Here is a 14,580-nt window from a genome sequence, read left to right on the forward strand (position 1 = left end):
TCACGGCGCTACCCGCCCCGGCCCTTCAAGGGGTGTGATCGGACCTGTGAGGCGGTTACGCGCCAACACCGCCGGCGTCGTCGTTCGGTTGCGGATGAAGACCGTGCCCTGGCCGAGCAGGTTGGTCATCCGGTTGCCGGTGATCTCGATCGGTGCGGCGGGGTTGGTGACGCCCTCGGCGCCGATCACCACGGCGGCCTCGGGATTGCCCGTGCGCGGCCCCTTGCTGAGCTCCGTGCCGGACAGCCGTAGCCCCCCGCCATTCGGGATATCGACCAGGTAGCTGGCGTCGCCCTCCGGCCCGTCGATGATGCGGCTGTCCAGGATCTCGGTGCGGAGCGCACGGGACTTCACATGATGGCAGGTCCGCGTGCCCTCGAAGACCGTTCGCCGGATCGTGACCAGCGCCAGCCGGCCGGCATAGAGCCCGTGCGCGCATTGGCTCACGAGTGCGCCATTGCCGATGAAGGCACTGTCCTCGATCTCGAGCACGCCACCGGGAAGGGCGGCGGCGGTGAGGATGCCGTTCTGGTTGCCGAGGAAACGGCTGCCACGGATGGTCAGCCCATCGCCCTCGGCACGAATGCCCGCGCCATTGCCTTCGGCATTGCGTGCGTCGCGAAAGGTGATGCCTTCCACCGTGACCGCGGCGCCGGAGATGACGAACAGCGCCTTGCCCTGGCAGACCGGGCCGGAGACCTCGACAGCTCCGGGGCCGACGGCGGCGATGCGCAGGCGGGCAGCGGTCCAGACCGCGCAGTCGCGATAGCGGCCTGGCGCGATCAGCACCTCGTCGCCGTCGCGCGCGTGCCGGGCGGCCTCGGCGATGGTGGTGATGGGCGCGCCGGGGCCGACGCGCAGCGTTTCAGCCGGTGCGGGGCAGGAAAGCGCCACAGAAAATGCAACCCCGGCCAGCATGGTGAACCCTGCGTGCATTCTCCGCTCCCGGCATCCGGTATGCGGAGATTATCGCATTACAGATCGCCGTCAGCCGATAAGGCCCGCATCCGGCACGGCCGAACCCACCGCGCTGACCAACCAGAGATCGTGCGCGCTCAGGGCCGGTGCACCGGCCAACACGGCGACGATGATCGATTTCTCGCCGCCGACGCCATCGGAATCCCAGCGCAGCACGCCGGTGTCGGTGTCGTAGAGGAACTGCTGACCGCTGCCGGCCGGATAGGTGCCGAGGCGGAAGTTATCGGCGGCGACGGCACCGGGCGGCAAGGTCGCCCCGAAGGCCGATCGCAGGATCTCGATGCGGTCCACGCCCGATGTGAAATCCGTGATGCGATCCCAATCTGTCGCCGGGGCGCCGAAGTGGAAGATGTCTCGACCGGCGCCACCGGTCAGGACATCGTACCCCGCACCGCCCACCAGCACGTCGTTGCCGTCCTGTCCGGCGAGATTGTCGTTGCCGGCACCACCCAGCAGCGTGTCCATGCCCGCAAGGCCCCGGATCACGTCGTTGCCATCGAGACCGGAGAGCAGGTTGGCTCCATCATTGCCGACCAGGCTGTTGGCGAGGGCATTGCCGGTGCCGGCATAGTTGCCGCCGCTGCCAAGGGTAAGGTTCTCGACATTCGTGGGAAGCGTGTAGCTGACCGTTGCAACGATACGGTCCGTGCCGCCGTTGGCGGATTCCACGACCCGATCGAATGCGTCATCCACCGCGTAGACGTCGTCGCCGGCGCCGCCGAGCATGCTGTCGGCCCCGGTGCCGCCATTCAACTGGTCGGAGCCATTGCCGCCGTACAGAGTATCCACGCCACCTTGGCCGAACAGCACGTCATTGCCGTCGAGGCCCGAGATCACGTTGCCAGCATCATTGCCGGTGATGGCGTTGGCCAGGGCATTGCCGGTGCCCGAATAGGCTGCGCCGTTGCCGATGGTGAGGTTCTCGACATTCGCGGGGAGGGTATAGCTGACCGTGGCGATGACCCGGTCGATACCCGCACCCACGCCTTCGACCACCCGATCGAGGCCGTCATCGACGTAGTAGATATCGTTTCCGGCGCCGCCAACCATACTGTCGGTACCGGGGATGCCGTTCAGCCTGTCGTTGCCGGCGCCGCCGATCAGCGTGTCGTTGCCGATACCGCCCGAGAGGACGTTGTCCCCACCATTGCCCTCGATCCAGTTGTCGAGCGCGTTGCCCGTGCCGGCGAAGGCCCCGCTTCCAAGCAGTACCAGTCGCTCGAGATTGGCCCTCAATGTCCAGGAAAGGCTCGCGAAGACGACGTCGTCGCCCGCATTCGCCAGCTCCACGATGACGTCGCCGACGGAATCGACCCGGTAGGTATCGTTGCCCGCGCCGCCGATCAGGGAATCCGAACCTTGGCTGCCGTCGAGCGTGTCGTTGCCGGCTCCGCTGCGGATCGTGTCGTCGCCCATGCCGCCGATGAGGCTGTCGTGACCGCCGCCGCCATCGATGCTGTCATCACCGCCAAGCCCGAGGATGGTGTCGTTGCCGGTGGTGCCGATCAGCGTATCGGCGCTACCCGTCCCCGAGACCCCGCCGCCGGAAGGCGGAGGGATCTCCTCCTGCGAGCCGTCTCTCGGCGGCGGCACGAAGGCGTTCGTCGGATTGTTCCAATAGGCGGCATCGGATGCGAAGGCGGGCACCGCATCGGCAATCTTCCAGTAGGCCGTGGCGGCGTCGCGCGAGCCGGTCAGCTCATAGATGCCCGCGAGCGTCGCGAGGGCGAGCTGGGCGTAGTTCTGGTCGGTATATTGCCCATCGCCGGACCAGCCGCGCGCCTTCATGGCGGCGGCCATCTCCTCCCAGGTCTGATAGCGTACCCCGGTGTTCGGGTCCGCGACGGCAAGGCTGTAGGCCGTGCCGTCGGCCGGGAGGAACCCCTGGTCTGCGACGAGGAAACGACCGACGAGGAAATTCGACTGCCACTCAAGGAATTCGAGCGCGTCCGCGTTGCCCTGGCGTGCCGCCAGGATGGTGACCGAGGCGAAATAATCCTGCTGCCATGTCGCGATCCCGCCTGCCTCGCGGTAATCGCCAGGCACCCAGCCATGAGCCTCGCCCTGCTGCGCCGTCCAGGTCGGAATCTGTGACACCAGCCAGGACCAGTTCTCGTCGGCAACGCTCTGGAAGTAGGCCTGCTCGGCCGAGCCCTCGGGATTGGCGAACGCGGCTTCCTGCACTTCGCGCAGAGCCCAGGCCGCGGCGCGCACCTGCCCACCGGACGCCAGCAGATCGGAGGCGCCCTGGCGCATTGTCGGCCAGACCGTCATGATCGACCAGGCCGCCTCGGCGTTCAGGTTATCGAGGGTCCACCGCTCGCCCGTCTGCAGATAGGGGATGTAGGAAAGGTTCGGCGGATGCGCCGCTTCCGTCGTCCACCCCGTGTCGAGCGGGACCTGCTGCGTCAGTCCCGTCGATGTTGAATCGCCGGGGCGGCCAGTGCCTCCCCGTGGATCGGTCCAAAGGTCTGCATAGTAGTCGGTGCTGAGCCAGGTGCCGTGCGCCGCATCCCAGAAATTCCAGGGAATGCCGCTCGCCGCCTCCGCCTGGCCCATCGCATAGGCAGCGGCGCGCGCATCCTGCGTCAGGATCCAGCCGGTATTCGCGGCTGTCGTGATGCCGATGTCTTCGCGCCCGCCGGTCATCGGCATGTACTGGATCAGGCCATTGGCGGCCAAGGGGTCGCCCCAACCGGCCTGGGTGGTTGCTGCGTACCAGCTGTCGAGCTTCGAGGCGGCGACGCCCTGGTCGAAATCGTAGGCCGAGATCGCGCCGGTTGCCTCGAGATGCACGGTATCGTGCTGGATGTTGAGCCAGCCGGCTTTCGGATCGCCAAGACCCTGTCCGCCGTCGCGCCCGTTGGACGAGAAACTCTCGTGCCAGTTCTGGTACTGGGCCTGGTCGAGCGCCTCCCGCGCCACTTCGCGCCCGTCCATGGTGACGATCGCCGTATAGGCGACGCGCCCTCCGACCGCTTCCATCGTGCGATCGTTGTTGAACTGGGCCTCAACCTCAAACCCACCGCCCTTGAAGGCCGTCACGTCGAAGACGAGGCGCTGGGACCCTTGCAGGGCCACCTCGACGCGCGCCTGCGTCGCGAGCGCGCCCTGCTGCCAGACCGATGCGGTGCCGGCGGCGAGCGCATCCGTCAGGGCCTGCAGCACATCGACATGGGTCGTGCCGCCCGCGGTGACGATATCCACGGTGAAGTCATGGCTGGCGAGGGCATTGGCGAGGTCGATCGCCGGCGCGCCGGCCGAAGTGCCGCGCGACAGCACGACATCGACTGCGCTGCCGGCGGCGAGGTCGGGTCGCTCGATTGAGACGACGGCAAACTTCACCGAGCCGTCCGGGTAGGTGGATTTCACATCCAACTGGATACCCGCGGCGCTACCCGCGACGGTTGCGGCAAGTCCGCTGCCTGCGGGCAGCTCACCCGGCTGAAAGACCTGTCCGAAGGTCGCGATACCCCCAGCGAGCGGGCCCAGACCAGCATTTTCAAGGCGCAGGCTGACGATGCCGCCGGGCGGCAATGAGGCGAACGACGGCAAGCTGACAGTACCGGACACGAAACACTCCACCAATGGTTGTCCATTGGCTGGCCACACACCTGTCTCAAGTCAAGGATTTCTGAACGGGTATGATGGGTATTTACGCAAAAGATACGTTTTTTGAACCGCGTCAGCTCAAGTGAGTCGAGCAGAAAACGTCGGAATATCCGATGTTCATTGAAAATTTGAACTATTCCGGTGGTTGCCTGCGTGCAGGCTGCGGAATCGGCGGCTAGGCCGCGGGATAGGAAGCGCGCTGATACAACCCTGGATGGAATCCCTCAAGCCACCCTGGCCGACGACCAGCAATTGTCCGGTCCCACCATCTCCCGATGCGATGACGAAGGGGCAGGCGGTGTTGGCGGCGAACATCCCCATCTTCGTCGGCCGCAAGCACGATATCGCGCCGTCGTGATTCAGTTTTTATGAAGTACTGTTTAGCGTTTCCGCTCGGTCGTACTTCGGGTTCGATAACGAATATTTAAGTATTTCGGCCAGTTCTGGCACGATGGCGCATTCGGCCCGACGCGGGCCGACTGGGTCGCGCCGCGGCATCGTGACGCTGTTTGTGATTTCAATCGGCGGCACGCGTCACCGCATTCCGTTCCGCGACGACGGAACACCGGTCAACGTCAGCGTTGCTGTCCTGAGAGCGCCCGGCGCAGCCAACGCTTCACCACTGCCACGCCTGGCGCCGCGGTCACCAGGTACCAGAGGTTCGCGCCGACAGCGTGACCATGCACCATGGCTAACAACAGGCAGCGCGAGCCCTCCCGCCAGCCGCCCCCGCGATAGAAGCGCCGCCCGTTCTGCGTGTAGCGCGCGCCAAGCGCGTATCGGCGCTCCGCGCGGCTCAATCGCGCCGATTGCCGTTCGATATGGCCAAGCACCATGTCGAGGGTCACCGCAGCGGTGCTGCCTGCATATTCACGCGACAGGCTGCCCGGCCGGTCCTGCACCGTGACCAGCACATCCTCCACGAAGCCGACCTCGCCAGCGAGAGCCAAGCGGATCCACAGGTCCTGGTCCTCCGCCACCGGCAGGGCCGGATCAAAGCCGCCGGCGGCCAGGATCGCATCCCGCCGGGCAAGGACGCAGGGCGTGGCGACGAAGTTCTCGGCGAGCAGCGCACGCCAAGCCTCCGGGCCGGTCGCGATCGGCACGCCACCGTGGATCGGGCCGATCGGGCTGCCATCCTCGGCGATATGGCGAGCGCGGCAGGCACAGAATGTCATGGCGGGATGGCTGGCCATCACCGCGATCTGGCGTTCCGTCTTGGTCGCGTCCCAACTGTCGTCGGCGTCGAGGAAGGCGATGAATTCACCCACCGCCGCCTTGATGCCGGCATTGCGCGCGCCGGCGGCACCCAACCGTCCGGCTTCGGTTATGACACGGGTGAGGGGACCACCCGCCGCCATCGCGCACTCCGCCGTCCGGTCGGTGCTGGCATCGTCGATGACAATGATCTCGCGCGGCGGCGCCGTTTGATCGAGAGCGGAGACGACGGCGCGCGAGATCGTCGCCTCGGCGTTGCGCGCTGGGATGATGACGGAAACCGCGCCCGGAACCGCCATGCTTATCCGCGCAGCCGCCAATGCGCCGACTGCCAGATCCGCGCCGCCCATCCCACGACCCCAGGCGCCTGCCATTGCGCCATCCCGAAGGTGACGGTGCCGGTCGAGAAGTCGCGCTTCGCCTGCGTATCGCCCCCGCCACGATCGATGAATGTGATCCCGTGCGCCCCGGCGGCCAGGATGGTGTGCCAGAGCAGCATCCGGCCGGGAGAGACGCGACGCGCTTCCTCATCATACACCGGGAACCAGTAGCTCAGCGTCCCGTGGTGCATGAGGCCGAGGTGGCGCGCGAGCGGCTTTCCTCCCGCCGCGAGCGTGGTGAGGATGACGCGGCAATCCTCGCCTCCGTCGCGGGCGAGTTCGAGCAGCAGACGCCGGCTTGCCTCCGAAGCGAGCGGATCGCCGACGGAGGTGCGACAATACTGCGCCCGCTTCGCCTCGATGAGGTCTTCGATCGCGTCGGCCGGCGGATCGACGAGGACCGTCAGCTCGGCACGGCCGAATTCCTTCTCGATGCGGCGTGCGCGACGCTCGGTGTCCTGGACGAAAGCGCGGTCGCGCGCCGAGAGCGCGGCAATATAGGCCGTGGGGCCCGCCGCTAGATCGATCACATGACCGATGCGTACCGGCTCGGCCGCAAGGCCAAACATGTCCTGCCCCGGCGAGAGTTGCGGCACGAACAGGGAACCGAGGCCACAGACCTGCAGCAGGCGCGACGGCTCGACCCGTAGGCCAGGCCTGGCCACGAGAACAGCGTGGTCGGCCAGGTCGCCGCCAGCCGGCTCTGCCACGCGGAACGCCGCATGGCCGGCGCTCGGGAAGCGGAAAGGCAGGAAGGCGCAAGGGCCCTTGTCGTCGCGCAGCACCGCAACGTGGACCCGGCCGAAGGCACGCTCACAGGCCCGCGCAAATCGAGGTGAGAAGAAGGCCCGCCCGAGGGGTTCGGTGGACGACATGAAGCCAAGCCACGCCTCGGTCTCCTCCGCATCGAGTTCGGAGGGACGCTTGATCGTCGCGGCGAATGGCGCGCTGCTACCCTGCTGCATGCCGCCGGGTCAGCATCGAGAAGGCGAACGCCGGCAGGTCGAAGCCATCCGCGTTGCGCAGGCCGGCGAGCTCGACCGACACACGCCCGGCAACGCCGTCGGTGCGCAGCGCCTCGGTCGGCACAAGTTCCGCCTCACTCGTGAAGCAAAGCCCGAAGCCCGCCGCGCGCGCGGCCAGAACAAGCGCGGGCGACCATCGCCCATGCGGGAAGGAGAAGGCCGGCCGCGCGCCGCCCAGGCCAAGTGCTGCGAGGCTCGCGCGGCATTGCGCCAACTCGGCGCCAGCATCGACGACCGCGTTCAGCGGATCATGGGAATGGCCATGGCCACCGATGCTGACGCCCGCCTGTTCCAGCCGGCGCAACTCGTCGGCATCGGCCATGCGGCGCGGAAGGTCGCGTGGCGGCAATGCAGCAAGGCGCGCCTCGCGTTCCGTTGCCGGGCGGTCCAGAAGTGCCGCCACCGTCGCATCGGCTTCACGTATGCCTTGGCCGTCCACCGCGCGCGCGGCGATGCGATCGAAAATCTCCTCCTGCCAGAAACCTTCCTCCTGCCCGACATGGCCGGTGGCGACGAACAGCACGGCGGGCATGCCGCGTGCCTGCAACAGCGGCAGCGCATAGGCGGCATTGTCCTGCCAGCCATCGTCGAACGTGATCAGCAGCGGGCAGGGGGGCAGCGATCCGCCCTCGGCCGCGCGCTGCACATCTGCCAGCGACACCACGCCGTAGAAGCGCGCGAAGAAATCGAGGCACCGCGCAAACTCGTCCGGCGTCACTGTGTAGGTCGGGTTTGCTCCGGCGAAGCGCGCATCCTCGGGTGGCAGAACGCGGTGGAACATCACCACTGTCAGCACCGACCGGTTGCGGAACCGGTGGACCAGGCGTGCTACTCCGAGTGTGAACAATACCGACTTCAACCAAGCTCGCATGCCCATTCCCTGCGGAGCGCCCCAGCTCCATGCAGGATGCGTCCCGCTCGCCCTGTCGCGCAAGTATCGCAGGGCATGCAGCGCAGCTGCGGCTTCCAACGACGGCCATGACTTGCCAGGATGCGCGCCGCGCGCGCCGGCCAACTGACCGGGCCGCCACAGGAGAACTGGCATGGAACGCCAGGTGGCGCTCAAGGACGCCAGCCACGGCATTGCCGATGGCATTGCACCGCGGCGCCTGCCTGCGCGGTCGGATGCGCATGTCTTGCGCCTGCTCACCATCACGACGCTCTATCCGAATGCGCGCCAGCCCAATCACGGTGTCTTCGTGGAGAACCGCCTGCGTCACCTCGTGGCCAGCGGCGCGGCAGGCAGCGAGGTGATCGCGCCCGTACCATGGTTCCCCTCCTCCAGCCCGCTCTTCGGCGGCTGGGGCCGCTATGCCGGCATACCGCCGCTGGAGCATCGCCACGGCCTCGTGGTGCATCACCCGCGCTTTCTCGCGCTGCCAAGGATCGGCCTGCTCAGCGGGCCATGGATGCTGTATCGCGCCATCCGTACCGAGGCTCAGCGCCTGATCCGCGACGGACAGCGCTTCGATGCGATCGACGCGCACTATCTCTATCCCGATGGGGTGGCCGCACTCTGGCTCGGCAAGGAACTCGGCCTGCCGGTGGTGGTGACGGCGCGCGGCTCCGATACCAGCCTGCTGCCGCAATACCGTCTGCCCCGGCGCCTGATCGCGCGCGTGGTTGCCGGGGCGGACGCGCTGATCGCCGTCAGTGAGGGGCTGCGCCAGGGGCTGCTCGATCTCGGCGCGCCGGCGGAGAAGGTCACGGTGCTGCGTAACGGCGTCGATCTCGACACCTTCCGCCCGACCCATGACCGGGACGCGCTGCGGGCGGAACTCGGCCTCACCGGACCGACGCTGCTCTCGGTCGGGCTGCTGATTCCGCGCAAGGGCCATGACCGCATCATCGCTGCCTTGCCGGACCTGCCTGGCTGCACGCTGCTGGTGGCAGGCGAGGGGCCGGAACGGGCGGCGCTGCTGGCACTCGCGACGCGCCTCGGCGTTGCGGACCGCGTCCGGCTGCTCGGGCCGCAGCCGCATGCCGCGCTGGCGCGCTTCTACGCGGCGGCGGATGCGCTCGTGCTGGCATCCCTGCGCGAAGGCTGGGCGAATGTGCTGCTGGAGGCGATGGCCTGCGGCACACCAGCCCTGGCGGGGCCGGCTTGGGGCAGCGCCGAGGCGATCAACGGCCCCGCCGCCGGCCTGGTGCTGGATGACGTGACGCCCGAGGCCATCGTGGCCGGAGTGCGAAGCCTCCTGGCGAACCCGCCTGACCGCGCCGCGACACGGCAGCATGCGGAGCGCTTCGGCTGGGAGCCGACCACGGCGGGCCAGGTCAACCTGTTCCGCCGCGTCCTGGCGGCACGCGCATGATCGGTCCGGCAATCGGCCGCCGCGCGGCCGGTGTCCTCGCCGCCTCGGCCCTCTGCCACGGCGCGTCGGCCCAGGGCGCGGCCGGCCGTTTCGTGGCGGCGACGCCGCCGCCCTGCGCCGCCGGCGCGGGCGAGGTGGTGGGGATGGTGCTGACCGGCAGCGGAGCGCCCGAGGGGAGCATCATCGTCTTCGGCCAGGCGTTCCGCCCGGGCGATGTGCCGCGCGGCGCCGGGTTGTCGGCACGGCGCGCCAGCGGGGCGCCGCTGCCGCTGCAAATGGACGTCGCCACGCGCCACGTGGACGGCTCGGCGCGCTTCGCGGTGCTTGCGCTCGCCGCGCCGGCGCTGCGGCGCGGCGAAACCGAAGGCGTCATGCTGCTCCGCGCCAACCCACCCGCGGCGCCGGAGGCGGCGAATTGGGACGGGCTGGGGCGGTTGGTGCTCGAGATCGCGGCCCCCGGCGCGGTGCCGTGGCGGGCGGATTTGCAGGCGATGGCCCGCACCGCGGCGTCGCGCGGAATGCGCCTTTGGCAGGCCGGCGCCTTGGCGCGGCAGATTCGCATCGAAGCGCCGGTGCCGGCGGCGGCCGTCGGGGGGGCGACCTCGATGCGGCTGGTCGCCGATCTCGCGCTGCGCAGTGACGGCTCGCTCTGGGCCGATATCTGGCTGCGCAACGACGTTGCGATGCGCCCGGGCGGCGGCACCGCCACATACACCGCCCGGTTGGAGCATGACGGGCAGGAGGTGCTCCGTTTCGATGGCATCCGGCAGTTTCAGTACACGGCGCTGGGCCGGGCGGTGCATCGGCTGCGGGGCGCTGCGGCGGCGCCGCTGCCGCTGGTCCATCCGGACGTTGCCTATCTGGCCGATACCGGTGCCATCGCGCGCTATGACGTCGCCAACGGCGTCGATGAGGCTGTGCTCGCGCGGTTGGCCACTGAAATGGCTGCGCCGGCCTGGCACGCACCGTTCGGCAATCGTGGGCTGGCGAAGTACATGCCCACGACGGGTGGCCGCCTCGATATCGGCCCGGCGACTGGCTGGCAGGCCGCGTGGCTGATCAGCGGCGATGTCCGCGCGGCGGCCTATGCGACAGGCCAGGCGGAGGCGGCCGGCGCCATCCCGTGGCATTTCTGGGACCCGGGCGGCGGCGCGGCGGGCACGGGCGGTTGGCTCGACACGCGTCGATGGCCGGGCTTCTGGTCGGATCCACGGGGCGGTTCTCCGCCGCGCAGCCTGGCGCAGCGCATCCCGGAGGACACGGGTTGGACACCTGACGATGCGCATCAGCCGGCGCTGGCCTTCGTGCCCGCCCTGCTGACAGGTCGCCGCGCGTTCCTGGACGAGTTGCAGGCCCAGGCGGCGCGGGCCGTCGTTTCGACCTATCCCGACGGACGCAATCCGGAACCGCGGCTCGGGGATGTCATCATTGCCAATGGCCCGCAGGTCCGTAGCGCAGCCTGGGCGCTGCGGGAGGTCGACAACGCCGCCTGGATCGGCCCCGACGATGACGCGAACACACCATTCCTGCGCCAGGCCGCGGCGGGCAACTGGGCCTGGCTGCGCAGCCAGCTACCGCGCTGGACCGCGCTGCAGGGCGACGCGCACGGGCAATTGCCCGGCACGAATGCTGACTTGGCCGCGATCGCTCCCTGGCAGCAGGATTATTTCGCATCCACCGCCGCAGCGGCCACCGCGCGGGGCAACGCGGATGCGCGCGCCGTCCTCGCCTGGGCGGGCAACTTCCTGTCGCGCCGCTTCCTCAGCGAAGCCGCCGGCTTCGCCGCTCCGGACGGCATGGGATACTGGCTGGCTGTAAGACCCGAGGGACAGGCGCAGCCGCGATTCACGACCTGGGCGCAGATCGCCGCCGAGACACGCCGTCGCGGCTGGGTGTCGCCGGGCGGCTGGGCCGGCGCGGATCCACAATACGCCCAACTCGCGCTCGCCTCCCTGGCCAGGCTGGTCGAGTTGCTGGGCGATCCGGCCAGCCGGCAGGCCTTGAACCTGCTCCTGGCGGCACGCCCTAAAGGTACCACCGCTGCCGAATACCGGCAGACCCCGACCTTGGCCATCGTCACCCGCGGTGCGACGCGCGCATCGGGACAGGCGCGGGCCTGCATCCCGCCTCGTGGATCCGGGCGCTGATCCGCCGGGCTGATGGCCGTCATCACCTGCCGGCACTGGCGCGGGACCACGGTTCGGCCGACATCTGCGGACGAAGGAGATCCTCGCCATGAGCACTCTCGACGAAGCCGATCCGGTCTGCCCGCCGCCGCCGCCAGGACTCGAGACCGTCATCATCCCTCGCGCCCACGACGTTGGCGGTTTCGAGGTGCGCCGCGCCCTGCCGGCGCGCGAGCGGCAGATGGTCGGTCCCTTCATCTTCTTCGACCAGATGGGGCCGGGCGAATTCCTCACCGGCAAGGGCCTCGATGTCCGCCCGCATCCGCATATCGGGCTGTCCACCGTCACCTACCTGTTCGAAGGCGAGATCTTCCACCGCGACAGCCTGGGCAGCGCGCAATCGATCGAACCCGGCGCCCTGAACTGGATGACCGCCGGGCGCGGCATCGTGCATTCCGAGCGCACCGATCCGGCGCTGCGCGACCGCCCGCGGAGGATGTTCGGCATCCAATCCTGGGTGGCGCTCCCCAAGGACGTGGAGGACACCGCGCCGGGCTTCGTCCATCACGATGCTGCGGCCCTGCCGCAGGTCGAGGATGGCGGGCTGTCGCTGCGCCTGATCGCCGGGGAGGGGTGGGGGCTGCGCGCGCCGGTGAAGGTTTCCTCCCCACTGTTCTACGCCGATGCGGTGCTGCAGCCCGGGGCGCGGCTGCCCCTGCCGGAGCAGCACGAGGAACGCGGCGCCTATGTCGTGGAGGGGTCGGTCTCGGTCGCCGGCACGGTCTTCGACGCCGGGCGGATGCTGGTGTTCCGCGCCGGCGATGCGCTGGCCCTGACCGCCGGGCCGCAGGGAGCCCGACTGCTGATGCTGGGCGGGGCGGTGATGGATGGGCCGCGCTACATCTACTGGAACTTCGTCGCGTCCTCCCGCGACCGGCTGGAGCAGGCGAAGGCTGACTGGAAGACCGGCGCCTTCCCGAAGGTGCCGGGGGATGAGACGGAGTTCATCCCGCTGCCGGAGGGCCGCGTCGCGGTGAAAGCGGAAACGCGCCCGGCCTGAAGCCGGGCAGCGGGTTCGTCACCGCCACCCCAGAGCGAAGACGGCCGTCTGGTCGCGCCCTCCCCGTGCGCAGCGCCCGCCAAGATAGGGCGCGCCGACGACGTTGGCGGCGCGCAGCGCGGCGATGAAGGGGCTGCAGGCGAGCCGGGCGGCCAACTGCCGCTCGGTCTCGGCAAGGCCGGGCGTGGCGGCCGGCCAGGCTTCCTGCAGCAGGCGCCGCGCCTCGGCGGCGTGACCGGTGAAGATCAGGCAGGCGGCCAGGCGCGCAGCCTCGACGCCAGGATGGCGACCGGCCGATGCGCCCCAATCCTGCGCCCGCAAAGCGGCGATCGCCGCGCCGAGATCGGCATAGGTCGTCACCCGCTGTTCTGGCGGAGGCATGTCGTCAGGGGCGGCCATATCGACGCAGGCGGTGCCGAGCGCGGCCGCGACAGGCCGCCGCATCGCCGCGACATCGGGTTCGAGCCTCCGGCCGGTCCAGCGCAGGGGAAGGGTGGGATGCAGGTCGGTGGCCCGGCTGATGGGGGCCTCCCAGAAGTCGAAGGTCGCATCGGCGAGCAGGATGGGCGGCCCCGCGGGCGGCGAGAGCCGGATGATGCCCGGTTCCCGCTTGCCGAGGCGCAGGGAAGCGATATGGGCGACCCCGCCCGGACCCTGGCGGAACAGGTGCAGCGTCCAGCAGCAATAGGCCCCGCCGGTCCAGCCGGTGACGCCAGTGGCGGTGAGACCCTCCCCGATTGGGATGGCGGCGCCATCGCGGAAGGGTTCGAAGCGCTGGTCACGGGATTGCCAGAGGGTCTGGCCGCCACGCGTCAGGCGCAGCGCCTCGCCCATGCCATGCGGCGTGGCGCTGACCCGGCCGGCGGCGCCGACATCCAGGAGAATTCGATGAGGCTGAGCGGATAGCTCATTCAATGAGAATAAACATAAAATCAGCAAACTAAACATTGATACTCGCATCAACCATCAGCCCTTGGTTCGCTCGTGACGCTTCGCCTCCAGCCACAATGCTTCCATACGCTCCAGCGTCGAATCTGCCGGTAAAATTCCTTCAATATGAAGCGTTTGTTCGATATACCCAAAGCGTCGCTCAAATTTTCGATTGGCCCCGCGCAGGCAATCCTCCGGCTCGAGGTCCAGCTTGCGCGCGAGGTTCGCCAGCACGAAAAGCAGGTCTCCGACCTCATCACGGATTGCCACAGGATCAAGGGTATTTTCTGAACTGCTAAGTTCAGTCCGCAACTCCTCAGCCTCCTCCTCAAGCTTGTCGAGCACTGCCACCGCGTCCGGCCAGTCGAAGCCCACCCGCCCGGCGCGGCGCGTCAGCTTGGCCGCGCGCGTCAGAGCGGGGAGGCCGGTGGGAATGCCGGCAAGGGTTCCGGTCTCCGCACGGGTGGCGCGCTCGGCGGCCTTCTGCACTTCCCAGGCGGCGGTCTGGCTTTCGGCGGTGCGGGCCTCGGCCTCCCCGAAAACATGCGGGTGGCGGCGGACCATCTTGTCGGCGATCGCCGCCGCGACATCGGCGAAGGCGAACCAGCCACGCTCCTCCGCCATGCGGGCGTGGTAGACGACCTGGAACAGCAGATCGCCGAGCTCATCCAGCAGGGTCGCCGGGGTTCCGCGGGCGATGGCGTCCTCGACCTCGTAGGCTTCCTCGATGGTGTAGGGGGCGATGGTCGCGAAATCCTGCACCTGGTCCCAGGGGCAGCCGGTGTCCGGGTCGCGCAGCCGCGCCATGACGTCGATCAGATGGGTGATGGCGGCGCGGGCGTCGGTCATGGCGGGTCCGATACGGAGGGCGCATTGTCGTCCCGCGACCGCGGCGCCCTGGCAAGCCCCTGCGGCCTGTTGCGCGCCGGGCCATCC

10 protein-coding genes are annotated in these 14,580 nt (G+C 68.9%); 3 read left to right on the plus strand and 7 right to left on the minus strand.

All coding sequences use genetic code 11. The features are described 5' to 3' along the window. The 5 genes from AC2YHJ_RS07505 to AC2YHJ_RS07525 form a co-directional block, all read right to left on the minus strand. On the minus strand, positions 1 to 936 hold the full coding sequence (locus AC2YHJ_RS07505; RefSeq protein ID WP_487395072.1) for a right-handed parallel beta-helix repeat-containing protein: 936 nt from the start codon (positions 934 to 936) through the stop codon (positions 1 to 3). 51 nt (positions 937 to 987) lie between these two features. Continuing rightward, entirely contained in the window at positions 988 to 4,551 is a 3,564-nt protein-coding gene (locus AC2YHJ_RS07510; protein ID WP_487395073.1) for a calcium-binding protein, read from the minus strand. A gap of 614 nt (positions 4,552 to 5,165) precedes the next feature. After that, positions 5,166 to 6,107 carry a glycosyltransferase family 2 protein gene (locus tag AC2YHJ_RS07515; protein WP_487395074.1) on the minus strand — a complete coding sequence of 314 codons (942 nt, stop codon included), beginning with the start codon at positions 6,105 to 6,107 and terminating at the stop codon, positions 5,166 to 5,168. Between the two features lie 2 nt (positions 6,108 to 6,109). Further along, entirely contained in the window at positions 6,110 to 7,153 is a 1,044-nt protein-coding gene (locus AC2YHJ_RS07520; RefSeq protein ID WP_487395076.1) for a GNAT family N-acetyltransferase, read from the minus strand. Further along, a complete protein-coding gene (locus AC2YHJ_RS07525; RefSeq protein ID WP_487395077.1) occupies positions 7,140 to 8,084 on the minus strand; it encodes a polysaccharide deacetylase family protein in 945 nt (314 codons plus the stop codon). Before AC2YHJ_RS07525 ends, AC2YHJ_RS07520 begins: the two co-directional genes overlap by 14 nt. Before the next feature lie 172 nt (positions 8,085 to 8,256). Here AC2YHJ_RS07525 and AC2YHJ_RS07530 point away from each other — a divergent pair, with 172 nt between their 5' ends. From AC2YHJ_RS07530 to AC2YHJ_RS07540, 3 genes are all read left to right on the plus strand, one after another. Then, the gene (locus tag AC2YHJ_RS07530; RefSeq protein ID WP_487395078.1) at positions 8,257 to 9,528 is read left to right on the plus strand and encodes a glycosyltransferase; all 1,272 of its coding nucleotides are present in this window, start codon (positions 8,257 to 8,259) and stop codon (positions 9,526 to 9,528) included. Further along, positions 9,525 to 11,675, plus strand: coding sequence for a hypothetical protein (locus AC2YHJ_RS07535; protein WP_487395079.1), 2,151 nt, complete (start codon positions 9,525 to 9,527; stop codon positions 11,673 to 11,675). Before AC2YHJ_RS07530 ends, AC2YHJ_RS07535 begins: the two co-directional genes overlap by 4 nt. An 88-nt stretch (positions 11,676 to 11,763) precedes the next feature. Continuing rightward, the gene (locus tag AC2YHJ_RS07540) at positions 11,764 to 12,714 is read left to right on the plus strand and encodes a pirin family protein (RefSeq protein ID WP_487395080.1); all 951 of its coding nucleotides are present in this window, start codon (positions 11,764 to 11,766) and stop codon (positions 12,712 to 12,714) included. 18 nt (positions 12,715 to 12,732) lie between these two features. Here AC2YHJ_RS07540 and AC2YHJ_RS07545 read toward each other — a convergent pair whose 3' ends face one another. Both AC2YHJ_RS07545 and mazG read right to left on the minus strand, forming a co-directional pair. Further along, complete coding sequence (locus AC2YHJ_RS07545; RefSeq protein ID WP_487395082.1) at positions 12,733 to 13,548, minus strand: hypothetical protein; 816 nt, start codon at positions 13,546 to 13,548, stop codon at positions 12,733 to 12,735. A 132-nt stretch (positions 13,549 to 13,680) separates the two neighbouring features. Further along, positions 13,681 to 14,493 carry a nucleoside triphosphate pyrophosphohydrolase gene (mazG, locus tag AC2YHJ_RS07550; protein WP_487395084.1) on the minus strand — a complete coding sequence of 271 codons (813 nt, stop codon included), beginning with the start codon at positions 14,491 to 14,493 and terminating at the stop codon, positions 13,681 to 13,683. Positions 14,494 to 14,580: the final 87 nt, after the last annotated feature.

The sequence above is a fragment of the Roseomonas sp. SRI_022 genome (assembly GCF_057586215.1).